Source organism: Corynebacterium sp. TUM25020 (genome assembly GCF_056388495.1).
On record NZ_JBWJFG010000010.1, the window covers coordinates 1 to 25184 of the forward strand.

Genomic DNA, 25184 nt, shown 5'->3' on the forward strand with positions numbered 1-25184 from the left:
AGCACAAATGTGGCCGGAGGTGCGGGATGGTGTGGGTAATAGCTTTCGGGGAGCTATTCTTTGGTGATTTGTGGTGTGTGGTCTGGGGTTATGGTGGCATGCGGACACACTTTTCTTTACTTAACCCTCCTTGCGCCCCTATCACTCACAGTGTAAGAAGTTACTAGCCCCAGAATTTAGTAGCCTAGCCTAACCTAACCTCATCCATACGGAAGGATCGCTCCCTCAAAGTGATCGCTACCTCTGTGGGCACCGGGACTGCTTCGCAGGCAGCCCGGGACAAATGGAAACTTTCCCCTCACGAGACAAGGTTCAACAAGTACAACTATGGAGCATTCAGCCAATTCCGGCCCATCGCTACGCATCCTTACTCGTAGCGATCTCGCAGACATCGAACTCCCTCCCGAACAAGTCATCCGTGCCGTCGAAGACGGCTACCTCGCTCTGGAATCCGGAGCCTCCCGCTGCCCTACGAAAATGATGATCGACCTCCCCGTAGAGAGCCGCGACTCCATCGCCTTTTCTATGCTCGGTTTCGACGCCGCGCGAGATCTCGTCGGATACAAGACTTCATACCGCAAAGGCAGCGACAACCGAGACCAGTACTACACCACAATTACCCTGTACGATGACGAAAGCGGTCTGCCTTATACCCTCATGGACTGCCAGAAAGTCGGCGCCTCTCGCACCCCGGCAACCACCGCGCTCATCGCTCGCGAGTGTGCGCGCGCAGACGCCACCTCCGTCACGATGCTCGGAACCGGACTGCAGAGCACGAACACGCTGGCATATCTGCTCACGGTCCTGCCGAATCTCCAGAATCTCCGCCTCCACGGCACGCACCGTGAAGGTATCAAGGACACACTGAGCATTCTGCGTCGCTGGTTCCCGGACCGCTCCGTCGAACTCATCGGAAACGCCAGATCACTGGTTAACACGAGTTCAGAAAGCAACTCTGCCGCTGTAACCTCAGCCCGCGACATCATCACCCCGGACGCCGACGCCGTACGCGAAGCAGTCTCGACCAGCGACATCACCGTGGTGGCGTCAGGTCGCGCTTGGCACCCAAAGATCCATACCAGCTGGATTCCCGAAGGCGGACTGTTGATCTCTGTTGCGTCGAAGGGCGTAGCCGATGGCGCTGTTGCGGAGGCCGACCGTGTTATCGCAACCAGCCAAGGGCAGTTCGACCTCGTCGGCCAGAGGCTCCTCCAGGGGCGCGATGTGCAACTCGACGCCACACTCCCTTCCATCCTCGCCGGCCAGATTCCGGGTCGTACCAGCGACTCTGAACGCATTTTCGCCTTTTGCAGCGGAATGATCATCACAGACATTCCCGTAGCTCACGAACTCGCTGTGCGGGCGTTTTCCGCAGGAAGGGGAAGTGAGGTCGGACTGTGGAGTTAGCGCCCAGCCTGCCACCGCTCCTACAAGCGTGGGAGGAGGAACTACTAAACGACCCCTGGACTCTGCCCCAGATGCGGGAGTTGGCGTCGGGATCTTTCCATGTGCTGTATCCAGCTCAACTGCGTACCAATCTGAGTGATTTTGCCACCATCGCCCAGGATATGAACGTGGACTGCACTGTATTCTTCGCGCGCAAGGCAAACAAGGCCGAGTGTTGGCTGCGCGAAATCGTCGCCGCAGATCAGGGAGTAGACGTGGCCAGCGGACCGGAGCTCGTCGGCGCTCTAGCCGGAGGAATTCGCGGGACAAAATTGGTGATCACCGGCGCGGAGAAACCAGACAATCTGCTGTGGCTAGGTATCCGTCACGGATGCACGATCGCAGTGGATTCGCCCGGTGAATTGCAAAGAATACTCAACATCGCCCGATTGGAGGCCTCTTCGCACCCGACCGACGACCACCCCCGCGTACTGCTGCGTATTCTGCCCGCCGAGCAGACTGAGAGTCGCTTCGGCAGTACGCCCGAAGAGTGGTCAGCTTGCATTTCGGGTCTGCCTGAGCTCCGGAAGCACGTCGATATCGCCGGTTCCTGCTTCCACCTCAACGGCTATAGCTCCCAACAAAGGGGCAGAGAAGCACACCGCAACCTGGACTTTATGCGCGAACTGCGCCGCCAAGGGTGGAGAGCGGACACTCTAGACATTGGTGGGGGATTCTCAGTTCGCTACAGCACGGATGCCGACTGGGCAGCTTTCAAGCCTACGTTGACAGACGCGAGCGCTTTCCACGCAGGCCACGTCCCCAATGCCTCCTATCCCTACGGAGGGGAGAAAGCGACCGGGCCGGAGATGCTACGCGCTATTCTGAATACCCCCACCAAACACGCCGACGGGCAGAACCTCGCCGAGAGGTTGCGCGCAGAGAACGTAAAGCTGGCACTTGAACCTGGAAGAGCGCTCCTCGATGGCTGCGGACTGACAGTGTTCCCAGTTCAGGGAGTGAAAAGCGCAAAGACGGAACACAACTCCCCAGACATCAATCTGCACGAAAATTCGCGCCATGGATACCAGATACTCACCGCCGCAGGGCTCAGCATGAGCCTATCCGAACAATGGAAATCCAGCGAATTTTTGCCGGACCCCACCCTTTGGCCACAACACGCAGGCACTCCTACACGCGCCTGCGTCGGCGGATCGAGCTGCATGGAATACGACATGCTCACTTGGAGAACCATCAGCTTTCCCCGCATGCCTAAGCGTGGAGACCTACTGATCTATCACAACACGGCTGGATACCAAATGGATAAGAACGAGAGCTCCTTCCACCAACTTCCGCTTCCCAGCCGCTTCGTCTGGGATAGTTCAACCCCCACCATTCGTCGTGATCACCCCGTGCATGTGGAACTCTGAAAGGCTATTGGCACACACCATGAAAATCTCAACTCGCACTCCCCGCCTAGCGATGTCCGGCACGGGAGGCAAAATACCGCACCCTGCCGTGGGCACGGTTGCCCCGCCAAGCGTCAGTACCAAAATCTGCGACTTAATTGGTAACACCCCCGCACTGGAGCTTTGCAGCACCGGCGCCGGAAGCCGTCTCATTCTCAAATTGGACTGCTTCAACCCCACCGGGAGCGTCAAGATCCGTATGGCGATGGAAATGGTACTAGGCGCCGAGCGGGCTGGACTCCTACATCCAGGTAGCAGGATCGTTGAGCCCACCTCGGGAAACACAGGACTTGGCCTGGCTATCGCTGCTTCCCAGCGCGGGTACAGGTTTACCGCAGTGGTGGATCATCACGCTGCCAAAGACAAACTCGATGCCATGCGTGCCCTCGGTGCCGAGCTGGTGTTCGTCGGCTCACCGGAGGCGAGCACTCCTTCCACCGTAGCCCGGCGGAACATGGCGAAGCACATCGCCGAATCCGACCCAAACGCCTGGTGGCCCGACCAACACAACAACCCGGACAACCCGGCCGGATATGCACAACTCGCACACGAGCTTTCCATCCAATGCCTGGACGGCGTTGACGTGCTCGTCGCCGCCGTGGGCACGGGCGGCACACTCTGCGGAACCACACGTGAACTTAGGAGAATGGGGCATGAGGTAAAGACGGTGGGCGTCGAGCCAGAAGGATCTATCATCTTCGGAGGGTCGGCCGGCTCCTACAAACAATCTGGCGCGGGTGCTCCCGGCGGCTTCACTATCGGGCGAAACGTGGACTATTCCCTTATTGATCAGCAAATCAAGGTGGGCGACGTCAAGGCCTTCGCCACCTCGCGTGTACTCGCCCGGCGACACGGACTAATGGTGGGAGGAACTGCCGGGGCAGCAATCCATGAAGGACTGCAGACCTTGCAGACCTGCCCCGCGAACAGCACCGTTGTGGTGCTTGTGTGCGACGCTGGGGAAAAATACCTGGACACGGTGTTTAACGACACATGGCTGGATAGCCACGGGTTACGCTCCGAAATTGCCGAGCGACACGTGGAAAACATGCTTCGCGCCTACCGCGATTCTCGCTCGTTATGCGCCGACTGCCAGGCGCCACGCTGCAGCGCGGTGCGGAGATGAAGGTGGCCGCGAGGTTGAGCTCCATGCAGAAGTATCGCGAAGTCCTGGGAATTTCTCTTCCCATCGCCGGGGTGCAGCTCGCTGGGGTAGCGCTGACCACCACGGACGTTCTGATGTTGCAATCCGTGGGCGTAATGGCGATCGCCGGCGGTGGCCTGGCGATGCAGCTCTACAACCAGATCCGCACGATGTGCGTGGGTATGGTGACAGCCAGCTCAAATCTCGTAGCCGAAGCTGCGGCAGAGATGGAGCGGAAGGATCCTTCAGATCCACCTTCCGAGGAAAGCGCGGAGAGGATCCGCCGAGCCGTGCGCTCCTCTTTCGCCGTGGGCACGGGTACTGCGATTCTCGGCGCGCTATTGGCCATCTGCTTCGGAGCACTGGTTCTTGCTCTGCCCATCGACGAGCAGGTCGCCCGTCTCACCTTCGCCATGACGCTCACATTGGCGCCGGGACTCATCCCTATGTTGTGGCTCAATGTCTTGCGCCAGTTCGCCGTAGGCATGCGGAAACCAGGCTCTCTTCTAGGCATCACACTGGTATCAATCTTCGTCAACATAGCTCTGAACTGGACATTTATGGCTTTGTCGACATCGGATGCATGGAAAGTGGCGGGCATCGGACTGTCCACGACTATCGTCCAACTATTAACTCTGTTGGCCTTCCGTGTGATAGTGCTGCGCTTACCCGAGTTGCAACCCTATTTTCACGTCTTTCCCCGCGCAGGCGATGGGGAGACTATACGCCACCTAGTGCGTCTCGGAGTACCAGTCAGTCTGACCTATGGCTCGGAGGCGGCGATTACAACAATCGCCGGATTGGTGATGGGAACCCTCGGTCCACAGATGTTGGCGGCACATAACGTGGTAAACCAGCTGGCATACATCGTCTACCAGGTCTGCATCGGCTTCTCCCACGGCGGGTCGGTGCTCATCACGAGGGCACGAGCCGAAGGTGCCAACGCGGTACGCGCGGTGACCCGGCGCGTATTACTCGTCGTGGTCACGTACCTAGGGGCTATGGGAATGCTATGGCTCCTGCTGGGGCGCTGGGTGCTGAGCCCGTTCCTGGGAGATGCCGACGCCACCACCTTCCATATCGCTGTCCTGCTTCTGTGCCTCGCGGTGTTACAGCAGTTCTCTAAGGGAATTCAGAATGTGGCGGTGGGATTACTGAGAGGGCTCAAGGACACTACTTCCGGGCTGCGCTGCACTCTCATTGGATACTGGCTGGTCGGCGTACCCGGGATTCTGGTGATGGGCAAGCTCCTGAAATGGGAGGGCTACGGCGTGTGGTGGGGGTTGATTGTCGGCTTCGCCACCACTGCGGTGCTGCTACTACGAGCCTTTTTTCGACGCCTCGCTTCACTTAGCTAACGGGGGTGTGGGGCAGCGAAATGACGACATTCTCTTCCAAGCATTGCCATCTACATAAGGTCTGGCTAATCTAAGTAAGTCGACCCAAAGAAAGGAACACAGTTGACCCTCACGTCACTTAGGGCTCGCAGCCCCCGATCCCCCATGCACCCTCATCTTCGCATGGCTCGCGCAGTCGTCTCAGCCGTCGCTGCCACCGGCCTTTTTATGGCTGCCGCCTGTAGCACCAGTGATGGAGCGCACTCCGCAACCAACGTAGAAAAACAGCAGATCACCGACATCCTCGGGCGCAATGTCGAGGTTCCGAAGAAGGTTGAGCGGGTTCTCATGGGCGGACAGAGAATGCTCTACACCACCGCTATCCTCAACAAGGAAAACCCGCTCCAGGGGATCGTCGCTTGGCCCGATGACTTGCAGCAGAACGACCCCGGCACTTACAAGAAGTACCAACAGAGATTCTCCGAGATCGGGGATATTAAGCAGACCGGTGAGGTTTACGATGGCTCGATGTCCGTCGAGCAGGCCCTGGAATCTCGCCCAGATGTCTTCATTGTTTCCGCGAACAGTTTCGACGCCGCCCAAGACGCCGGCATCGTCGACGGTCTTAACAAGGCCGGAATCCCCACCGTCGCCGTCGACTACTTCACTGACCCAGTAAAAAACACCGCACCAAGTGTGCGCTTGCTCGGCAAAGTACTCGGGCACGAAAAGGAGGCGGAGAAGTACGCCCGGTTCTACGAATCCAAGGTGGACATGGTTCACGACCGGTTGGAAAAAGCCAAGGCCACTCCCACCCCAACCTTCCTCTGGCGAGCTCCCGGCTACTTCGACTGCTGCTCCACTTTCGCCAAGTCCAACCTGGCTCAATTAGTCACCGCAGCAGGTGGTAAGAACCTGGGAGACGACATGATTGAAGGTAAGCAAGGCCAAGTCTCCTCCGAAGCGCTGGCTGGAAAAGACCCGGACGTCATCATCGCCACCGGCGCTGACTGGACTGATGCCAAGCAGCAGCAAAAAAAGACTGGCTTTATCCCCCTCGGTTACGACGAGTCCGCCGATCAGGCAGCCCGGGATTTTCAGCGCGTCGTTAACGGGCAACCTGTCCTCAAGGAAATGCGAGCCGTCAAGGACAAGAGAGCCTACGCCGCGTGGCATCACTTCTACGACTCTCCGTACAACTACCTGGCCATCGAGTGGTTCGCCAAGGCCATGCACCCCGACCTGTTTGCCGACATTGACCCGCAGGCTGACATGAAGGAACTGCACGAAAAATTCCTCCCCGTGGAGGCGAGCGGCACCTTCTGGACTGGTTTGCCATGAGCCACGTCGCCCCGACACGGTCAATCCCTGCCGTAAACGGGAAGGATCACAAAGACAGCATCCCGCAACGTCAACGTCCCGGCGTGAGCTGGTACCGAGCAGCCAGCAGGCGCAAGGTGGCAATCATCGCCGGGCTCGCGGCTCTGCTATGTGCAGTCACCGCCACAGATTTCCTCATCGGCAGCAGCATGCCTGCTAATGAGGCGATATATGTGCTATTTCACCCCAGCGATTCCCGCCCTGTTGACCGACAGATCATCTTTGATATTCGCCTACCAATGACCATCACGGCGGTCCTCATCGGCGCTGCCCTCGCTGCCGCTGGTGCAGAGATGCAAACCATCCTGGGCAACCCCCTCGCTGAGCCCTACACACTGGGTATTTCCGCCGCCTCCAGCTTCGGCGCCGCCTTCGCCACCGTCTCCGGATTCACCGCCGCAGGAATTGGTGCAACGCTGGGGATGGCCGGCAGCGCGTGGGTGTTCGGGATCGCAGCATGCGCGGTGATTGTCCTCTTCTCCCGGTCAAAGAGCGCCGGCACGCAGGGAATGATCTTGCTAGGCATTGCAATCGTGTTCCTTTTCGACGCTCTCCTGGCACTGATGCAATACCTCGCCTCGCAGACCCAGCTAGAGCAGGTGGTCTTCTGGACGATGGGCAGTATCACGCGCGCCACGTGGCCCCAGATCGGCCTCCTGGCACTCGTCTCGCTGATCGTCATCGCATTCTTCTACCGCAACGCGTGGACACTGACGGCGTTTCGAATGGGAGACGACCGCGCCAGGTCCATGGGAATCAACGTCAACAGGCTGCGCACGCTCACACTGGTGGGCGTCTCCCTCATGGCTGCGACTGCCGTTTCGATGGCCGGGACGATTGGCTTTATCGGCCTCGTCGGCCCGCACATCGCCAGGATGCTTGTCGGCGAGGATCAGCGCTTTTTCCTCACTACATCCATCTTCTCCGGGGCGCTCTTGCTTACCTCAGCCTCCGTGGTCTCCAAGCTGATCCAGCCCGGCGCGATCCTGCCCGTCGGCATCATCACGGCGATTGTGGGCGTGCCGGCGTTCGTCGTCCTCATCGTTCTGCGCCGTCCCCGAACCGTCTCCTCTCCCACCTAATACCCCCTCGCCGCGCCCACTTCTTCTCGCTCCAGCCCCTCCCTCACCCCAGAAAGGACAACCTCGTGGAACAGCCCGCCACGGTTCCGTCAGCCACCGCGCTGCAGGTCACCGACCTCAGTTTTTCCCACGGAGCAGCGCAGATCCTGAATGGCGTGTCTCTTCCGGGGATCAACGCCGGAACCGTCACCGCCCTTGTCGGCCCCAATGGCGCTGGTAAATCCACCCTGCTGCGCTGCATGGCTCAGCTGTGCCGATTCAGTGGCAGCGTCACCGGACCTGACGCGGTTTATTTGCCACAGGATCCCCCGCCGGAAAGCACCCTTACAGTGTTCGAATCAGTGCTGTTGGCGCTCCAACACTCCCGCACAGGGTTCAGAGGATTGCGAGTGGCCACAACTACACAGGATCGAGTCAGTACGGTCCTCGCACGACTGGGTCTGGAAAACCTCCAAGCCCGGACGATGTCCCAGCTATCCGGTGGGCAGCGCCAACTGGTGAGCTTCGCCCAGGCGATCGTGCGCCGACCCCAAGCCCTATTGTTGGACGAACCAACCAGCGCCCTCGACCTACGCAATCAGCTGACACTGATGGAGCATATCTGCACCTACGCCGTCGAGGCGCCAGCAGCGGTAGTGGTCACGATGCACGACTTATCGCACGCAGCGCGTTTCGCCGATCGTATCGTAGTGCTCCACAATGGCACCGTTTACTCACACGGAGCCGTGGAGGAAGTACTCACCGAGAACATGTTGCGAGAAGTCTACCGAGTCGATGGAACTGTCACGCCCACCGGCGATGGGACTGTAGCGATCACCACGTCAAGAGCCATTTGAGGGTCTGCTAAACTTGGCGAGTCACATAAATTTTTTTCCGTTCATGTTCCGACGTGACGGACCGCCCAATTTTTTCTAGCCCCCGGAGCCACACTCCCGCGCATCTTGGGGACACTAGGAGCGATCGATCGGCTCCGTAGTTCGGGACGTTGAAGGCGATTATGTGTTTGCCTAAGAAATCGTCGTCGAACTCGTTGGTTAGGGTGTTGTAGACACGTGGCATTGTTGGCCGTCCCCGTCACCATAGCGGTGGCACTCATCCTCGTCCCCCTGTTGGTCAAGACTCTTGACCGAAACGCCGGCTGGCCCTTGGGCCTGACTTTCCTGGCGCTCGCGGGGTACGTGATCAAACATGCCGACCCGGTCTTGAATGGCGAGACTGCCACGTGGTCTGTCACCTGGATCCAAAATTTCCTATCCGGAGCGAGCGGCGCAGGTAACGCAAGCGCGGGCGCAGCATCCACGGGCAACTCAACAGCCCTCGATCTGTCTCTGAAGATGGACTCTCTGGGGCTGTTCTTCACCCTCCTGGCTCTCCTTATCGGTGCCGTGGTCTTTATCTACTCCGCCGCCTACCTGCACAGGGGCGACAAAATCATGAGCTTCTACGTGCTCATGACCTCGTTTATGCTGGCAGTTCTACTACTGGTACTGGCGGACGACGTAGCGCTGCTGTTCATCGGCTGGGAGCTTGTCTCCCTGGCTTCGTTCTTCCTTATCGCCCGCTCGGGTTCCGGCGGCGAGGCCGGTTCGATCCGCACCTTGCTGCTGACCTTTGTCGGTGGTCTGTTCCTGCTGGCGGCACTCGGTATCGGTGTGGTCACCACGGGCACGACGGATCTCACGGCCATGCTGCACTCCCCCGCCTGGGACGGCCAGGACGTGCGTCTGGCTATCGTCGCCGTCCTTATCGCCCTGGCCGCGTTTTCAAAGGCCGCACAAATCCCCTTCCACTTCTGGCTGCCCGAGGCCATGGCCGCTGACACCCCGGTCTCTGCCTTTCTGCATGCCGCCGCCGTCGTGAAGGCGGGCGTGTATCTGCTGCTGCGCTTCTCCGGCCTCTTCGAGGGCGTCATGGCCTGGCATACGCTGCTCATCGTCATCGGCATGACGACCGCCATCATGGGCGCCGTGTTCGCGATCCAAAAGACGGATCTAAAGAAGCTCACCGCCTACTCCACTGTCTCCCAGTTGGGCTGGATCGTCGCGACCATCGGCGTGGGCACTCCCTTCGCTATCAGCGCCGCGCTGGTTCATACCGCCGCCCATGCGTTGTTTAAGTCCTCCCTGTTCATGATCGCCGGTGTGGTCGACCACCAAGCCGGGTCGCGCGATATTCGCCGCCTTGGCCCGCTGTGGCGCCAGATGCCTTTCACTTTCGTTTCCGCTGTGATCGCGGCGGCGTCAATGGCAGCGATTCCCCCAACCTTCGGCTTCGTTTCGAAGGAAGGCATGCTCACTGCCTTCGAAGATGCGCCACTGAGCAATGTGGGCGTCATCGTCCTGCTGGTCGCGGCGGGTATCGGCGCACTTGCCACGCTCGTGTACTCCGCCCGCTATGTGCTGGGTGCCTTTGTCGACGGGCCCAAGGATGTCTCGCATGTCAAGGAAGCCCCGGTGAATCTATGGCTGCCTGCCGTGCTGCCCGGCGTGCTATCGCTGCCGGTTGTCGCGTTCATGGGTATCTTCGATGAGACGATCGATCAGGTGGTGGAGGCTACAGGGCTCGGCCATGCACATACGCACTTAGCGCTCTGGCATGGACTGACGGTGCCTTTGGGTATCTCTGTCGCGGTACTGGTCGTGGGTCTTATTGTTGTTATTTATCGACGCCCCCTGCTCCAGCCGCTCGAGGGCAAGCGACTCGGGGTGGCAACGGGCGCGGAGATGATTACCGCATTCATCGAACGTTCCACGAAGTTCGGGCGCGCTTTTGGCCGCCTGGCGAACTCTGTGAACCCCAACCGGCACGTGGTGTGGATCTTCTCCATGCTGATCCTGCTGGCGGGCTTTGCCCTGCTGGGGCCGGGGCGTATCGAGGGTCTGGCGGATTTGAGCCCGCGGGTCGAGGGAATCGACAACGTCGTCGACTTGGTGGGGCTGGTGATCGTTGGCTTGGGTGTATTGGCGATGATCGGAACGCGTTCGCGTCTGGCCTCCGTTGTGCTGGTTGGCATCGTTGGCGCGGGTGTTTCCTGGGTCATGCTGACCTTGGGCGCACCTGATGTGGCTACGACCCAGCTGCTGGTTGAGTTCTGCGTGGTGGTCATCATGATGCTGGTTATCCGCCACCAACCGCGCTTGTACCTGCGCGAAGGAGCCAACCGCACGCGCTTCGCCACGGTTCTGGCGGTGCTCGTTGGCCTAGTTACTTTCCTCGGCTCGTGGCTGCTTATCGGCCGCCACGACAAACCCGAGATCGCACAGTGGTACCTGGAAAAAACCCCGGAGATCTCTGGCGGCAACAACGTCGTCGCCGTCATCCTGGTGGAGTTCCGCGCTTTCGATACTTTGGGCGAGCTGTCGGTGCTGGGCATGGCGGGCATTGTGATTGCCGCACTGATCAAGTCCATCCCGCGATCCCCGGTTCCGGGCTATGGCCCGGGTTCTACCGCAGAGCTATTCCGCGCACCCGGTTCCACTCGGTTCCCGGATGTCCACAAGGTTCCGGAGCTGGCACCGTTCTACTCCAAGTACCTGCGCTCCACGCACTTGAACTCAATTAACTCCCGGATGACGCTATATCCGTTGATCCCGATCCTGGCGCTCTTGTCTGCCGCGACGTTCTGGCGCGGGCACCAGGCTCCCGGCGGCGGATTCGTCGCCGCCCTGATCGCGGCCTGTGGCATCTTCATGTACTACCTGGCGCAGGCTAGGGCGAGGAAGATGTTCACTGACCAGGTTGCCTACACCTTCGTCGGTGCCGGTATGGCGATGGCACTTATCACCGGCTTGATCGGCTACATCAGTGACGGCTTCCTCGCCCCCATCCACGGAGAGATTCTGGGGCAGCACGTATCCACCTCGCTGATTTTCGACGGTGGTGTGTACTTGGCAGTGCTCGGCCTGGTGGTCATTGTTATCAACCAGATGGGTGGTCGCGAACGGCCGGGTACGGACCCGGCAACACTGAAGTCGAAGTTCCGTGCCCAGAACGCAAAACAGAAGATGGGGTTGAACTCCAAGGGCAAGCGCCCCGCCCCTATCGAGGGCAAGGAAACCCCGGCCAAGAAACCTTCGCCAGTCGCCGTCACCGTTGGTGGCAGCAATATTCCGTTGAATCCTTCCCAGGTATCAGCCGCTGCAAAGGCGGAGGAAGAAGCCCACCGGGCAGAGCGCGAAGCGGCCCGTGCACCGGTGCCGACGCAGAAAGACAACGGGACTGTGCAGGCAGATGAGCCTGACGGCGTCACCAATGAAGAACCAGACGAGCAGAAGGGAGAGCAACAGTGATCATCGCAGCCATCATCGCCATCCTGGTCGCCGGCGGCGTGTACCTGGTGATGCAGCGTGGAATGCTGCGAATCATCATGGGCATCACGCTCTTGGGCCACGGTGTGAACCTGCTGATCCTCGCCGCGGGCATTGGCGCGTGGCGCACGGATCCCCTCATGGATCGGGCTACCCCGGAGCAGGCTGCCGACCCGCTGCCGCAGGCGTTCGTGCTGACCGCGATCGTGATTTCAATGGCTTCCACCGCCGTCATGCTCGCCATGGCCGCGCTTGGCCGCGACGATGACACTATCGGCACCGATGACGTAGAGACCGCCTCCCGCCGACTGCGCACCCTGCAGACGATGGGGTGGAAGAACTACGAGGAGGCCAAGACGCACGGCGGTGTGGTCGAGGAGCACAAGTCCAAGAAACTCGGCGCGAACGACTACACCGAGGTGCATTCAAGCGCGGACGAAGATGGCCTACAGGAGGGACAGAAGTAATGACCGGAAGCTCCCTACTCAGCCTGTTTATCGCCGTTCCACTGCTCTCTGCTGCCGTCGCTGCGATGGCTCCATGGAGTGCTGTGCGTCGCGCACTCGGCCTGCTGGTGCCCATGTTCGGCATCGGCGCTAGCCTGTGGATACTGACCAAGGTCAGCGAACCCCATACGGTGATGGTCGATAACGTCGGCGGCTTTATCGGTGGTATCTCCATCCCCCTGGCCGCCGACAATCTGGCGGGCATCATGATCCTGACGACCTCCGTCGTCGCCCTTGTCGCCAATTGGTTTGCCGACGTGGTTGGGGAGACACGAACCCGCTTCTACCCCGCCCTCACCCTGATGCTTATCGGCGGTGTGTGGGGTGCGTTGCTTACCGCGGATCTGTTCAACCTCTTTGTGTTTATCGAGGTCATGTTGATGCCCTCCTTCGGCCTGCTGGCCATGACGGGCACGTGGGCACGCCTGGCCGCGGGCAGGATGTTCATTGTCGTGAACCTGGTGACCTCCCTGCTGCTGCTCTCTGGCGTAGTGCTGGTCTATGCAGTTGTGGGCACCACCAACCTCGCAGCTCTGGCGGGCGCCGCCGGCCCGCGCGGCACCGAATTCGCCGAGGGAGTGTTCGGCAATCAATGGCAACTGGTTATCCCCCTTGGCATGGTGCTGCTAGCACTTGCCGTTAAGTCAGGCGTGGCGCCAGTCCACACCTGGCTGCCCCGCGCCTACCCCTCTACTTCCCCCGCGGTGATGGCACTATTCTCCGCCCTGCATACCAAGGTCGGCATCTACGCCATTTTCCGCGTATACCTTACCGTCTTCGAGGGGGATCCCACCTGGTCGTGGGCCATCCTGGTGATCATGGTGCTGGGCATGCTGATCGGTGGCTTTGCCGGCCTTGGCGAAACTACAATGCGCAGCGTCCTTGCCTATCAAATGGTCAATGGCATCCCATTCATCCTGATCAGCCTGGCGTTCTTGAGCGATAATGCGCGCCTGATGATCAGCGCCGGGCTGTTCTACATGCTGCACCACATGATCGTCGCCGGGGCACTGATTATGGCCTCCGGCGCGATCGAGGAAACGTACGGTTCCGGCCGTGTGCGCAAACTGTCGGGCCTACTACGCCGCGACCGTTTCGTCTCCATTGTCTTCGCCGCAGGCGCCCTGGCGATTGTCGGCCTACCTCCGTTTTCCGGCCTTTGGGGCAAACTCGCCCTCGTCTTCGGCGTAGCTCAGGACGGTACATGGAAGACATGGGTAGCCATCGGCGCGATCATCATCTCCTCAATTGGTGCCCTGGTCTCCATGATCTACGTATGGCGCGAGGTGTTCTGGGGACGACAAATGAACGCCAACGAAACCAACCCGGAGCTGCGCGTGCCGAGCCGCTACGTATGGCCGTCGGCAGTGATGATGCTGATTTCCGTCGGCATGTTCATCGGTGCCGGTCCGGTCTTCCAGCAGATCAACAAAGCCGCCGACAACCTAACCGATACGACGGCCTACGTTGAAGCGGTGCTCGGCGATCCAGATGAGGCCATCGGCGTGGTTCTGCCGCCCGGGCCAAGCGGATTGGATAACGTCCCTACGGACGCTCGGAGTTCGACGAACGATGACGCCCTTAAGGAGCGTGTCGAAAGGAAGAACCAAGAGCAACCGGCCCAGCACGGGGAGGAACACTAAGCCATGGCAAAGTTCAGTATTGTCCGCGCGGTGAAATCCACCGGCCACGCGCTGTGGTACGCCACCTGGTTGACGGGGCAGATCATCAAGGAATCTGTAGTGATGGCCATCGATACCCTCGGCACTGGCCGCAATATCGCACCGGTGGTGATCTACTACCCGCTGCGCGTAACCAGCGAGCGGGATATCGCCGCTTTCATCGCTTCGATCACCATGACCCCCGGCACCCTGTCCTTGGGTGTGACGGGCCCGAAAGAGGTTGACTACGACGCGGCGGCGGGCGAACGCAACTCAAAGGACGCATTCGCCGTAGCCCGTTCGGAGTTCAACACTCACGGTTTGTACCACGTACAACGCTTCCTGGCAGTGCACGCCATGTACGGTTCAGATCCCCAGGAACTGCTGGATGGCTTGGCGGATATGGAGGAGCACCTCGCTCCTTCGGTGAAGGAAAGGCCGCTGAATTTCGATGTGCAGTACCTGGTGGAGAAGGGGCGCCCCGGTCCGCGCGGTTTCCGAGGTTCCCGTGGCGGCCGTGCCTCCGACGAGACGGTTTTCGATGTGGAGAAGGTGGATTCCACCCCACACGCCGCTGCCTTCGTTGCCGCGATCCTGCAGTCTGATGAGGAAGAGAAGAACCCCTCCGACGTGCGGGATATGGATCGAAAGGAGCGCTACGAAATCGCCCGCCGAAATGCGGAACGCGCCAAGGCGCGGATCTCGAACGCCACCCCCGATATTGATACTTTCCGCGGGGACAACCTGGGGGCGTCGCTACCCGACCAGGAGGGGAAGACCAAACCCGGAGAGACTTTGTACGATCCGCTGTATCCGAAGGAACACCCAGGCAGAGCCAAGAAAACCCCGAAGCAGAAAGGCAAGTAGATGGAGCCCAAGGACCTACTCAACATCCTGGTGGGCATCGCCGCCGCCATCGTTGTTATCGCCCTGTTTACGGTGCTGTGGCGCGCGGTGTCTACCCATAATGACGCCCGCCGCGCTGTCCTTTCCGACATGGTATTCATGGCGATGGCCGGGTTGTTCCTGTGCTATTCGATCTTTCACCGCACAGCAATCACCTACGAGGTCGCGCTCTTCGCCGGACTGTTCGGCGCACTGTCGACGATCGCTTATGCCCGCATCATTTCCCGAGGGAGGCGCTAAATGTCCACCACACTCCTCGCCGCTGCCGGCGACATGGTCGAGTTCAGCGAGCCCGGGTGGCTCGGCGCAATTACCGCAGGTGTGCTTGCCATTCTGGGGTCCATCTTTATCTTTGTTTCTGCCCGCGCGATGTACCTTGCTCCGGACGCCCTCAGTCAGGTCAACATGGTAGGCCCAGCTGTCGGCGTGGGACTTCCTCTGCTGATCTGCTCCAACCTTGTGTACTCCTGGTCGACGGAGGGATTCATTCTAGGAGAGCTGATCCGCGCCATTGTGGCAATTACCGCATTGCTGGTGGTGGGTGCTGTCGGCTCGTATGTGATGGGCCGTGCGCTGCACGCCACGCACTGGGATCACACGGTGCCGCTGTCTGGCGGTCAAAAAGCGAAGGAGCCGAAGTAGGCTTCCAGGCAGAGCGAGATTCCCAGTCTCGCAAACATCAAGGGAGCCAGCGCCCACGCAAAGGTGGGGGGCTGGCTCCCTTGTTTTGGATTCGCTGTACGGGGGTCTCCCGCGAAAGCTAAAAACTCTTAGCCGACGACGGCAACGGCTTCCACGTCGATCTCACCGCGCATGGCCTTGGAGTAAGGGCAGAACGCGTGTGCGTCAGCGACCAGCTCATCGGCCTTAGCCTGATCCACGCCGAAGATGGTGGCGGTGATCTTCGCGGACAGACGGAAGCCTTCCGGAACCTTGTTCAGGGAAGTTTCGACGGTAACCTCCGGGGTCTGCTCCATCTCGACGCCGGCTTCCTTGATGGTCTTCTGCAGAGCGCCGTTGAAGCATGCTGCCCAACCGGCGGATACAAGCTGCTCCGGGTTGGTGCCCTCGCCGGAACCACCCAGTGCCTGCGGCGGGCGAACGTCCAGATCGATCTGACGGTCATCGGTAGCGACGTGGCCGTCGCGGCCACCGCCGGTAGAAATTGCCTTTGCTGTGTACAGTACGTCGCTCATGTGAAGAACAGTCCTTTCTTCAATCTGCTTGTCGAAGTGATCTCTAGCGTTATTTCTAAAGCTCGCTCTGGGCGGGGTGATCTTGTCGCCACCGCTCGGCGCCCAGCCTACGTGAACTCGCTTACCTCGCGCCTCCGCATGGCTCTGGGGCGCATAGTGCCTACTTACTGGTGAAGATCTCCTTCACCCGGTCGCGCAGGTTCTCGTCCACCTTGCCCCAGTAAGTCCAGCACTGTTCTGCCACCTGGTCAGATACACCCTCCATAGCGCCTGCGATATTGCCGGCGAGGCGCTCCCGGGCAGCGTCATCCAAGACCTCGCGCACCAGCTGGCCTGCCTGGATAAAGTCATCATCCTCCGGGTGGCGGACATAGGCGCCACGGGTGAGGTCGGTGCCGTGCAGGTCATCAAACAGACCCAACTCCTCGGCGGCAGTGCGGGCGGATTCTTGGCCCCGGCCAAAGCCGTACTGTGACTCACCAGCACCAACTCCCTGTTCGACGGCGCCGGAACCATCGTTGACGTCGTTGGCACCCTCGGGGCGCTCAAAGCGGTTCGGGGAGTACACGGGCGTACCTGACGGTGGGAACTCCTGGTTACCCGCGCCGTCCTTGGCCGTGTAGTAGTTCTTCTCTGCCACCACGGAGCGGTTAGAAGGCAGCTGGTGGAAGTTCACACCCAGTCGGTAGCGCTGCGTATCGGCATAAGCGAAGGCGCGAGCCAGCAGCATCTTGTCCGGGGATAGGCCGATACCCGGCACGAGGTTCGAGGGCGCAAAAGCAGCCTGCTCGATCTGCGCGAAGAAGTTCTGCGGGTTCTCGTTGAGCGTGAAGTGGCCGACCGGGATCAACGGGTAATCCTTCTGCGACCACGTCTTGGTCAGGTCGAAGGGGTTCCAACGGTAGCCCTCGGCCTCGGCAACAGGCATGATCTGTACCTTTACATCCCACGTCGGAAAGTCACCACGCTCGATGGCGTCATAAAGATCCTGGCGTGAAGAATCGAAGTTACCGGAAGCAATGACCTCGGCGGCTTCGTCATCGCTGTAGAACTTCCAACCCTGGCGGGTCTTGAAGTGGTACTTCACCCAGAAACGCTCGCCGGCAGAGTTAATCCACTGGTAGGTGTGGGAGCCGAAGCCGTCCATGTGACGGAAATCGGTCGGGATACCGCGATCACCCATCAGATAGGTCACTTGGTGTGCGCTCTCCGGGGAGCGGGTCCAGAAGTCCCACTGCATATCCGCCGAGCGCAGACCGGAATCCGACAGGCGCTTCTGGGAGCGGATGAAGTCGGGGAACTTAATGCCATCGCGTAGGAAGAACACCGGGGTGTTGTTGCCCACGATGTCGTAGTTGCCTTCCTGGGTGTAGAACTTCAGCGAGAATCCGCGTACGTCGCGTACCGCATCGGGGAAGCCCTGCTCGCCTGCAACGGTGGAGAAGCGGGCCAGCATCGGGGTCACGCGGCCTGGCTGGAACAGATCGGCCTTGGTGTACTTGGATACATCCTCGGTGATCGTCAGCTCGCCGAAGGCGCCGGAACCCTTGGCGTGCACATTGCGCTCTGGGATGCGCTCGCGGTTAAAGTGCGCATGCTTTTCCACGAGGTGTACGTCGGACAGCAGCAGCGGACCTTGCTCGCCCACCGTGGCCGAATGCTCTTCGGTGCTGACTGGGGAGCCGTTCACGTTCGTTGAAACCCCGGAGTATGGGCACACGCCGCGGGAGGCTACGTCCTTCGCGGATGTGATGGCCTCTGTGCTGTTGTGTTTGTCGTTTGTAGCAGTCATGGGTACCTCCTGATACCTGAGTCGGCTCTTCAACCCACCTTGCCAGAATTCCGAGCACCGCGTGTTAGGATCACTCCATGACCAGCCAGGCACTAGACAGCCAGGCACGCGATGCCGCTGTCACCGATCTCGCCCTGCGCGCCGCCAGTGGCGACCGCCAGGCACTCACGGAGTTTATTTCTGCAACACACGACGACGTGTGGCGCCTCCTGGCACACCTTGCAGATACAGACCGCGCGGATGACCTAACGCAGGAGACCTACCTGCGGGTTTTAAGTGCCCTCCCCCGCTTCGCTGCGCGTTCCACGGCACGCACCTGGATCCTGTCTCTGGCGCGCCGCGTGTGGGTCGATAGTGTTCGCCACGATATGGCTCGTCCTCGTAGCTCTGCCATGGAGATCGAGGACGCCACCAGCTCCACTCCCGCCGCCGAGACCACTGGCGGTCAGAGCTGGGCGGAATGGGTGGACACCCGCGCCCTCATCGACCGGCTGGAAGCCGACCGGCGCGAGGCCCTGATTCTTACGCAGGTACTGGGCTACACCTACGCCGAGGCCGCAAAGATCGCGAATGTGCGCGTCGGCACGATCCGTTCTCGTGTAGCTCGCGCGCGTGCGGATTTGGTTGAGATGGCCGGCGAGGGGCACGGTGGCGTCACCAAGGAAGGGCAGAAGAGCCCGAAGCGCCGCTTCGGGGTGGCCTAGCTTTATATAAGGTGGCGGGCATGAGCACCATCGCCTTTTCTCACCGCATTCCTTTGGGCCTGGACGACGTCTGGGCGCTGCACGGGCGCCCAGGAATCGTTCGTCGTCTGACGCCAGGTTTCACGCGCATGAAACTCATCGAACAGGCAGAGTCCCTGCGCGATGGGGTGACGACGTTTGCGCTGCCCGGCGGGGTGACCTGGGTGGCACAGCACCAGGCTGGAGGTTATGAGGGAGCTGCACCGGATCGGCGGGCTTTTCGCGATGTGTGCGCAACCCCGGCGCTCGGCACGCTCACGGGGTGGGAACACACACATGAGTTCCGGTCTGCGGACACACAAGGCAAGGCAGCGGCGACAGTCATCACTGACACTGTGCACACCAATCTGCCGAGGTGGGCTGCGAAAAAGGCTTTTGAGGGGGTGTTCGCATATCGGCAGAACCAGCTGCAGGCTGATGTGCAGCACTTGAATTTCGCCCGGCGTTTGCACGAGGATCCACTACGTATCGCGGTCACTGGCTCTGGTGGTTTGGTAGGCACGCAACTGTGCGCACTATTGGAACTGGCGGGGCATGAGGTAATTCGTCTGCAGCGCGGCAATGGCAGCGCCCACGGCGCTGGGGGTAGGGGCTTAAGCGATACGGTGCGGAAGTGGAACCCAGAAAACCCGGCGCGCGGTCTGCTCGACGGAGTGCACGTACTGATCCACTTGGGTGGCCACCCCATCGCAGGCCGGTTCACCGACCAGCATGTGGCGAAAGTACGCGATTCGCGGTTGGGCCCGACTGAGAAGCTGGCGCGACTGGTGGCGGAAACCCCTAGCGTGGAGACGATGGTGTGTGCCTCTGCCGTCGGGTTTTACGGCAATGATCGCGCCACCCTCGCGGATGAATCCGCAGAACAGGGCGGTGGCGTATTGGCGGAAATCGTAGCGGGTTGGGAGCAGGCAACCGAACCGGTTCGTGCAGCGGGTAAGCGGGTAGTAAATGTTCGCAGTGGGCTGGTTTTGGGCGGCGGTTCCCAAATGCTGGATTTACTGCTCACCAGCGTGCGCATGGGCGGTGGGCATCTAGGTGACGGCAGCCAGCACTTCGCATGGGTGGCTCTGGACGATGTGGTGGATGTGTACCACCGTGCGGCCATCGACCCGAACCTTAACGGCCCGGTGAACGCGGTGGGCCCGCAAGTGCTGACGAATGCCGAGTTCACACAGATCCTGGCGAAGGTCGGAGGTGGTTTCCCGCTGATCCCCGTGCCCAGGCAGGCCCCGGAGGTGCTGCTGGGAAAGCAGGGCGCTAGAGAGCTGGCGTTGGCCGACCAACACGTGGTGCCGAAGCGTCTAGAGGAACTGGGCCACCCATTCCGCTACCGCACTGTGGAGGCTGCGCTGCGGCACGAACTGGGGCGAGAAGACGCGCAGCTGGTTTAAGGAATGTCAGGTAGCTAGGGCTAGGCTTGTCTACATGAGCACGAGCGCCAGCAACCAGCCCATCGCCCCCGACTCCGCTCTCCTTCTGCTGTCTTTCGGCGGCCCGGAGAAGTCCGAAGACGTGGTGCCCTTCCTGGAAAACGTCACACGTGGCCGTGGCATCCCCCGCGAACGCCTGGAAAAGGTAGGCGAGCACTACTTTGCGCTTGGTGGCCGCTCCCCGATCAACGACCAAAATAAGCAGCTGATTCGCAATATCGAGGCTGAGCTTTCCCGGCGCGGCATCGACCTTCCCGTCTATTTCGGCAACCGCAATTGGGAGCCTTATGTAGAGGACACGCTGCAGCAAATGACTCGTGATGGCATCCGCCACGTCTACGTATTCGCCACCAGTGCCTGGGGTGGTTACTCGGGTTGTTCGCAGTACCAGGAAGATCTGCGCAGGGCGATCGATGCGTGCGAGCAAGCTGGCCTGCACCCCCCGACCGTGGAGCGGCTTCCGCAGTTCCACTCCCACCCTACTTTCATCGCAGAGTTCTCCCAGGCAGTGGATGCTGCCCGTGCTCAGCTGCGGGCTGACTATGGCGCGGACATCGCGGAGGACGCAGACCTGATCTTCACCGCGCACTCCGTGCCGACTGTGGCGGATAAGGCCGCCGGTCCGCATAAGTTCGGCGGGAATCTGTACTCCCAGCAGGTGTTGGATGCTTCGCGCTTGATTCAGCAGTCCAGCAGCTTCGCCGACCACCCCGGCAGCGGCGCGGATTATGGCTGGACCGGCCATTTGGCTCGGCACGATAAGGTCGGTGGCCGCGGGGATGGCCCTGCTCACACGGGTGAAACGGTAGGGGTTGATGTCGGCGTCGGCACGAACCTCGACGTCGAGGTCGTGTGGCAGTCACGTTCCGGCTCCCCGCATGTGCCGTGGCTTGAGCCGGATGTGTGCGACCATATTGAGGCGCGCGCTGCGGCTGGCAATAAGCGCGCTATCGTGCTGTGCCCGGTCGGTTTCATTACCGATCACGTGGAGGTGCAGTGGGACCTGGATACCGAGGCACGCGATGCCGCTGCGAAGGCGGGCATCCCCTTCGTGCGTGTTGCCACTCCGGGCTTGACCGCCGGTTTCGCCGAGATGGTCGTCGATCTTGTTGTTGGTAGCGACGCCCCCAGTTCCAACCTCTCTGAAGATCAGCTGGCCGCGCGAAACCTGGCGGCACGAGTGGTCGGTGAACTGACCACGGTTCCGGATTTCGGCCACACGTTCAACGGCAAGCCGTGTGCTCCGGGCTGCTGCGGTAGCGAGGTTTAGCCGCTAAACCAGCAGCTCCGCGATCTGAATGGTGTTCAGAGCCGCGCCCTTGCGCAGATTGTCGCCAGCGACGACCAGCACGAGGCCACGGTTGCCGTCGACGGTCTGATCCTGGCGGACGCGTCCGACCAGGCTCTCGTCGATGCCCGTGGCAGCCAGTGGGGTGGGGACGTCCACTACCTTCACACCCGGAGCCTCGGCCAGCAGCTCGCGGGCGGTATCCGGGGTGATCTCGCGGTCGAATTCTGCGTGGATCGTCATGGTGTGACCGGTGAAGACGGGCACGCGGACACAGGTGCCAGCGACGCGCAGTTCGGGGATTCCCAGAATCTTGCGGGACTCGTTGCGCAGCTTCTGTTCCTCATCGGTTTCCTCGGAACCATCGTCCACGAGATTGCCAGCCAGCGGCAGTGCGTTGAAGGCAATGGGCGCTACATATGGCTCCAGGTTGTCGGCGTGCAGGGCAGAGCCGTCGTGGACCAGCTTACGCAGCCCCTCGGACTGATCGACCTCGCTATTGTCGGCCTCGCCGTTGACATCACTGCCCAGGTTATCCAGCACCTGACGCACCAGCGCGTCCACTCCGGCCAGTCCAGAGCCGGAAACCGCCTGGTAGGAGCTGACGTGTAGGCGATTCAGCCCCGCGGCCTTGTGCAGTACGCCCAGCACGGGCATGGCAGCCATGGTGGTGCAGTTCGGGTTGGCGATGATTCCCTTTGGGGTGTGCTTGGCATCCTCCGGGTTGACCTCGGAGACCACCAGCGGCACCTCCGGGTCCTTGCGGAATGCCGAGGAGTTATCTACGACGATCGCGCCAGCTTCGGCGAAGCGCGGGGAGTGCTCGCGGGAGGTTCCGCCGCCTGCGGAGAACAGGGCAATGTCGATACCACGCAAATCCTCAGTGGCGGTGGCGGCGACGTCCTCGACGACGATCTGCTCGCCACGGAACTCTAGGGTCTTGCCCGCCGAGCGGGCGGAGGCGAAGAAACGCACCTTGTCCGCCGGGAAGTTCCGCTCGACGAGGATGTCGCGCATGACGCGGCCCACTTGGCCGGTTGCTCCAACGACGGCGATGGTGGTCATTCGGGGATCTACCTCTTCTATCTTTCGGGGTGTTGCTTAGCGCTCTTCAGCTGCCCATGCAGCACATGTGAGCTGCTGTTTTGACTACTTTAACGTCCCGTCCCAGCGTACACAATGGCTTCTTCATCGCCACCGAGCTGGAAACGATCGTGGATAGCGCGTACGGCCTTGTCCACGTCGGTGTCGCGGATCAGCACGGAGATGCGAATCTCGGAGGTGCTAATCAGTTCGATGTTGACACCTACATCGCGCAGAGCTTCGCAGAAGTCGGCGGTTACGCCGGGGTGGGACTTCATGCCCGCGCCGACCAAGGACACCTTGCCCACGTGATCGTCGAAGATGAGGTCCTGCCAGTCGTTCTGCTCCTTGATGGTCTTCAACAGCTGCATCGCGCGGGTTGCATCCGTGCGTGGGCAGGTGAAGGTGATGTCGGTGCGGTTGTTGTCGATCTTGCTGATGTTCTGCACGACCATATCGATGTTGATTTCCGCATCAGCGATGGCACGGAAAACCTTCGCCGCTTCCCCCGGGGAGTCCGGGATACCGAGGACGGCGATCTTAGCTTCGGAGCGGTCGTGGGCCACACCGGTGAGTACTGCTTCTTCCATGGGAATATCCTCCATTGATCCAGAGACGAGGGTGCCGATGTCGGTGCTGTATGAGGAGCGAACGCGCAGGGGCACATCGAATGCGCGAGCGTACTCCACACTGCGCAGCATCAGCACTTTCGCACCGACGGCTGCCATTTCCAGCATTTCTTCGAAAGAGATCGTGTCGAGCTTCTTCGCATTCGGCACGATGCGCGGATCCGCGGTGTACACGCCGTCGACGTCGGAGTAGATCTCGCACACATCGGCGTTGAGCGCGGCGGCGAGCGCGACGGCGGTGGCATCCGATCCGCCACGGCCCAGGGTGGTGACATCGCGCGTCTCGCGGTTCACACCTTGGAAACCCGCGACCAGGCAGATCTTCCCGTTGTCCAACGCTTCCTGCACGCGCCCTGGCGTCACGTCGACGATGCGCGCGTTGCCGTGCCGCTCGGTGGTCAGCACACCTGCCTGGGAACCGGTGAAGGACTGCGCTTCGGCACCGAAGGAGTTAATAGCCATGGCGACCAGCGCGTTAGAGATGCGCTCACCGGCGGTCAGCAGCATGTCCATCTCGCGTGCGGGCGGCACGGGGTTGACCTGTTCGGCAAGCTCCAGCAGATCATCGGTGGTGTCTCCCATGGCAGAGCACACGACGACCACGTCGTTTCCCTGCTTCTTGGTTTCCACGATTCGCTCGGCTACGCGCCGGATCCTCTCCGCGCTTTCCAGCGAGGAGCCGCCGTATTTCTGAACGATGAGCGCCACTGGTTGTTGCCACCTTCCGGTTCTAGTCTTAATCAGATTTTAGACTAGTTGGTCTGTTTGGTTGAGGCTAGGTTTCGGGGAACTATTTCTTCTTTATGACGCCCCACCCCAGACAATCACATGCGCCACTTACGTAACACGCGCGCCACTGACCAATAATCGACTCCCCTCCCCGAGTCCGATACAGTTACCCCAGTAAAGCTTTGAGAAAAACGCAGTGCAGATGACAACGCAGTACAGATAACACAGCAGATAGAAACGGCATAGAAAAGGTAAGGGGGCGCGATGATCGAAAACAACGCTCTTGCAGTTGTTTTCGCCCTCGGCTCAGCCCTCACCATCGCCTGGGGGACGGTGGTACGCCACCGCATCGCTATCGCTTCCGGCGAAAACCGCAGCGGCGCCATCATGGATGCCATCAAACAGCCCATGTGGTGGGTCGGTGTTGCCAGCGCCCTTTTTGGATACTTACTGCAGATCATTGCGCTGGCATTTGGAACACTGCTGGTAGTACAGCCGATCCTGGTCCTCTCCTTGATGTTCACCCTGCCACTGTCGGCGAAGTACGACGGACGACGGATATCGGCGTCCGAAACCGCATGGGCGGGACTATTAACCGCAGCAGTAGCTGTGCTGGTGATACGCGGCAACCCCGCACCTGGACACCGCGAGCCCGATCTAACGGTCTGGCTTATTTGCCTGGGCATTGGGGCAGTGGTTCTACTAGCCTTCTTCGTTTACGCGTTGGAGCAGGCAGCGGCGCTGCGCGCGCTGATTTTGGGATCCATCACCGGCGCGATCATGGGCTATGTGGCCGTGCTATCGAAGGCTGTGGTGGACGTCTTTAGCGATTCCGGGGCGCCCGCACTTCTCGCCTCCTGGGAGCTATGGACGCTCATGGCTTTCGCAGCAGTGGGTACGGCGGTACAACAAGCGTCATTTAACGCCGGCCCGCTTAAGAATTCCCTGCCCGCAATGACGGTAGTGGAGCCGATTTTTGCGTTCATTCTGGGATATATCGTGCTGGGCGAGAAGTTCCGCATTACAGAATGGGAATACGCCTACATGGCAGCTGCGATCGCCGTCATGCTGATCTCGACAGTGATTCTCAGCCGGAAGTCTCTCGAAGAGGATGGC

The 25184-nt window shown here is 60.6% G+C and carries 20 protein-coding genes and 1 pseudogene; 17 read left to right on the forward strand and 4 right to left on the reverse strand.

Features of this window, described 5'->3' with window-relative positions; translation table 11 throughout:
• Positions 1-327: 327 nt before the first annotated feature.
• From AC05K6_RS09165 to AC05K6_RS09225, 13 genes are all read left to right on the forward strand, one after another.
• Positions 328-1407 carry an ornithine cyclodeaminase gene (locus AC05K6_RS09165; protein ID WP_293790879.1) on the forward strand — a complete coding sequence of 360 codons (1080 nt, stop codon included), beginning with the start codon at positions 328-330 and terminating at the stop codon, positions 1405-1407.
• Positions 1398-2816 carry a Y4yA family PLP-dependent enzyme gene (locus AC05K6_RS09170; RefSeq protein WP_476728379.1) on the forward strand — a complete coding sequence of 473 codons (1419 nt, stop codon included), beginning with the start codon at positions 1398-1400 and terminating at the stop codon, positions 2814-2816. The genes AC05K6_RS09165 and AC05K6_RS09170 overlap by 10 nt, the downstream gene beginning before the upstream one ends.
• A 19-nt stretch (positions 2817-2835) precedes the next feature.
• On the forward strand, positions 2836-3981 hold the full coding sequence (locus AC05K6_RS09175) for a PLP-dependent cysteine synthase family protein (protein ID WP_476728380.1): 1146 nt from the start codon (positions 2836-2838) through the stop codon (positions 3979-3981).
• Positions 3936-5357: an MATE family efflux transporter gene (locus AC05K6_RS09180; protein ID WP_476728381.1), complete on the forward strand. Its 1422-nt coding sequence runs from the start codon at positions 3936-3938 to the stop codon at positions 5355-5357. The genes AC05K6_RS09175 and AC05K6_RS09180 overlap by 46 nt, the downstream gene beginning before the upstream one ends.
• Before the next feature lie 162 nt (positions 5358-5519).
• On the forward strand, positions 5520-6677 hold the full coding sequence (locus AC05K6_RS09185) for an ABC transporter substrate-binding protein (RefSeq protein WP_476728382.1): 1158 nt from the start codon (positions 5520-5522) through the stop codon (positions 6675-6677).
• Positions 6674-7798 (forward strand): FecCD family ABC transporter permease, encoded by a 1125-nt coding sequence (locus tag AC05K6_RS09190; RefSeq protein WP_293790884.1) that lies wholly within the window; start codon positions 6674-6676, stop codon positions 7796-7798. Before AC05K6_RS09185 ends, AC05K6_RS09190 begins: the two co-directional genes overlap by 4 nt.
• Before the next feature lie 65 nt (positions 7799-7863).
• Entirely contained in the window at positions 7864-8634 is a 771-nt protein-coding gene (locus AC05K6_RS09195) for an ABC transporter ATP-binding protein (protein ID WP_293790885.1), read from the forward strand.
• 216 nt (positions 8635-8850) lie between these two features.
• A complete protein-coding gene (locus tag AC05K6_RS09200; RefSeq protein WP_476728383.1) occupies positions 8851-12087 on the forward strand; it encodes a DUF4040 family protein in 3237 nt (1078 codons plus the stop codon).
• Positions 12084-12572, forward strand: coding sequence for a cation:proton antiporter subunit C (locus AC05K6_RS09205; protein ID WP_293790887.1), 489 nt, complete (start codon positions 12084-12086; stop codon positions 12570-12572). The genes AC05K6_RS09200 and AC05K6_RS09205 overlap by 4 nt, the downstream gene beginning before the upstream one ends.
• The gene (locus AC05K6_RS09210) at positions 12572-14254 is read left to right on the forward strand and encodes a monovalent cation/H+ antiporter subunit D family protein (RefSeq protein WP_476728384.1); all 1683 of its coding nucleotides are present in this window, start codon (positions 12572-12574) and stop codon (positions 14252-14254) included. Before AC05K6_RS09205 ends, AC05K6_RS09210 begins: the two co-directional genes overlap by 1 nt.
• Before the next feature lie 3 nt (positions 14255-14257).
• On the forward strand, positions 14258-15139 hold the full coding sequence (locus AC05K6_RS09215; RefSeq protein WP_476728385.1) for a Na+/H+ antiporter subunit E: 882 nt from the start codon (positions 14258-14260) through the stop codon (positions 15137-15139).
• Positions 15140-15418, forward strand: a complete 279-nt coding sequence (locus AC05K6_RS09220; protein WP_293790890.1) for a monovalent cation/H+ antiporter complex subunit F — start codon at positions 15140-15142, stop codon at positions 15416-15418.
• Positions 15419-15820 carry a Na+/H+ antiporter subunit G gene (locus tag AC05K6_RS09225; protein ID WP_293790891.1) on the forward strand — a complete coding sequence of 134 codons (402 nt, stop codon included), beginning with the start codon at positions 15419-15421 and terminating at the stop codon, positions 15818-15820. It begins immediately after the preceding gene.
• A gap of 128 nt (positions 15821-15948) precedes the next feature.
• On the opposite strand, the gene AC05K6_RS09230 is transcribed toward AC05K6_RS09225, so the two are convergent.
• Together AC05K6_RS09230 and AC05K6_RS09235 are read right to left on the reverse strand one after the other, a co-directional pair.
• The gene (locus tag AC05K6_RS09230) at positions 15949-16374 is read right to left on the reverse strand and encodes an organic hydroperoxide resistance protein (RefSeq protein ID WP_293790892.1); all 426 of its coding nucleotides are present in this window, start codon (positions 16372-16374) and stop codon (positions 15949-15951) included.
• Between the two features lie 160 nt (positions 16375-16534).
• Complete coding sequence (locus AC05K6_RS09235; RefSeq protein WP_476728386.1) at positions 16535-18166, reverse strand: catalase; 1632 nt, start codon at positions 18164-18166, stop codon at positions 16535-16537.
• Between the two features lie 77 nt (positions 18167-18243).
• On the opposite strand from AC05K6_RS09235, the gene AC05K6_RS09240 reads away from it, so the two are divergent.
• The 3 genes from AC05K6_RS09240 to AC05K6_RS09250 are packed head-to-tail and all read left to right on the forward strand — an operon-like array spanning position 18244 to position 21609.
• The gene (locus AC05K6_RS09240; RefSeq protein WP_476728387.1) at positions 18244-18870 is read left to right on the forward strand and encodes an RNA polymerase sigma factor; all 627 of its coding nucleotides are present in this window, start codon (positions 18244-18246) and stop codon (positions 18868-18870) included.
• Positions 18871-18890: 20 nt separating this feature from the next.
• Positions 18891-20300 carry a TIGR01777 family oxidoreductase gene (locus tag AC05K6_RS09245; protein ID WP_476728388.1) on the forward strand — a complete coding sequence of 470 codons (1410 nt, stop codon included), beginning with the start codon at positions 18891-18893 and terminating at the stop codon, positions 20298-20300.
• 34 nt (positions 20301-20334) lie between these two features.
• Positions 20335-21609, forward strand: a complete 1275-nt coding sequence (locus tag AC05K6_RS09250) for a ferrochelatase (RefSeq protein ID WP_476728389.1) — start codon at positions 20335-20337, stop codon at positions 21607-21609.
• A gap of 3 nt (positions 21610-21612) precedes the next feature.
• Here AC05K6_RS09250 and AC05K6_RS09255 read toward each other — a convergent pair whose 3' ends face one another.
• Together AC05K6_RS09255 and AC05K6_RS09260 are read right to left on the reverse strand one after the other, a co-directional pair.
• A complete protein-coding gene (locus tag AC05K6_RS09255) occupies positions 21613-22692 on the reverse strand; it encodes an aspartate-semialdehyde dehydrogenase (protein ID WP_293790897.1) in 1080 nt (359 codons plus the stop codon).
• 89 nt (positions 22693-22781) lie between these two features.
• Positions 22782-24047 carry an aspartate kinase gene (locus tag AC05K6_RS09260; protein ID WP_293790898.1) on the reverse strand — a complete coding sequence of 422 codons (1266 nt, stop codon included), beginning with the start codon at positions 24045-24047 and terminating at the stop codon, positions 22782-22784.
• A gap of 285 nt (positions 24048-24332) precedes the next feature.
• On the opposite strand from AC05K6_RS09260, the pseudogene AC05K6_RS09265 reads away from it, so the two are divergent.
• Positions 24333-25178 (forward strand): annotated as a pseudogene (locus tag AC05K6_RS09265) (DMT family transporter); the annotation flags it as partial.
• Positions 25179-25184 lie beyond the last annotated feature (6 nt).